Source organism: Rhodococcus sp. T2V, assembly GCF_029269925.1.
Classification (GTDB): Bacteria; Actinomycetota; Actinomycetes; order Mycobacteriales; family Mycobacteriaceae; genus Rhodococcus_F; species Rhodococcus_F koreensis.
Genome location: NZ_JARJBD010000349.1, coordinates 1 through 638 on the forward strand (window position 1 = coordinate 1; position 638 = coordinate 638).

At 67.2% G+C, this 638-nt stretch carries 3 protein-coding genes; 2 read left to right on the top strand and 1 reads right to left on the bottom strand.

All coding sequences use genetic code 11. The annotated features are described in order from the left end of the window. Window positions 1-365 (top strand): hypothetical protein (locus P3H15_RS54295; RefSeq protein ID WP_276144870.1); only part of this gene is annotated, 365 nt, incomplete at its 5' end. A 2-nt stretch (window positions 366-367) separates the two neighbouring features. Here the strand turns inward: P3H15_RS54295 and P3H15_RS54300 are convergent. Further along, window positions 368-481, bottom strand: coding sequence for a helix-turn-helix domain-containing protein (locus P3H15_RS54300; RefSeq protein ID WP_346348895.1), 114 nt, complete (start codon window positions 479-481; stop codon window positions 368-370). Here P3H15_RS54300 and P3H15_RS54305 point away from each other — a divergent pair. Beyond that, window positions 444-638, top strand: a 195-nt coding sequence (locus P3H15_RS54305) for a hypothetical protein (RefSeq protein ID WP_276144872.1), incomplete at its 3' end; no start/stop codon positions are given. The two genes, P3H15_RS54300 and P3H15_RS54305, sit on opposite strands and share 38 nt — an antisense overlap.

The following is a 638-nucleotide window of genomic DNA, read 5'->3' on the forward strand; positions in this document are numbered from 1 at the left end:
GTCAGGTCCGCGTCCCGCCGGCGGTCGAAACGGCGGTAGTCGCGGCGAATATCGAGCGGGAGATGGAGTTGAACCCCGGCCCCTGTGGGATCTCGGCGCTCGGGACCCAGGGGTCTGGGGCGCCGTCCTCGCGTGCCGCCCTTGCTCAGTCGTGCTCGTCCGGGGATGCGGTGGTGGTCGCGGTGCATGCGGACGAAGAACAGCTGCTGGCTGCGCACCCGACGCAGAAACGGTTCGGAGACTGCGGTTTTCCCGGCGGCTTTGGCGTCGGCGAGCGACCGTTCCTGCCCGTGGGGCCACCGCGGGCCCGCCGGATGAGGCGGCAGCGGGCGGACCCTCGGGCTCGTGGCCGACCGGGCGAGTGACCTTATCGGGCTCGGGGAAGTAGTTCGCCGACCTCGCAGCCGAGCACGGTGCAGATGGCGTCAAGGTCGGCGAGTTTGATGCTGGCCAACGAGTCGGTCGACCACATGCCCGACATCTTCCCGGCGCTGATGGTCAGCCCGTGGATCCTCGACGGGCGAGTCGTGAGATATTTCATCCTCTCGAGAGACTTTCTCGCAGTGCTGTTTTCGGCACCACCATCACAAACGCGGCAACCCCAATGGGGGTCGGTACTTCGATGGCACCGTTTCGAC

Coding starts and splice junctions, on each gene's coding strand:
- P3H15_RS54300 (WP_346348895.1), bottom strand. CDS start 481: ATGTCGGGCATGTGGTCGACCGACTCGTTGGCCAGCATCAAACTCGCC.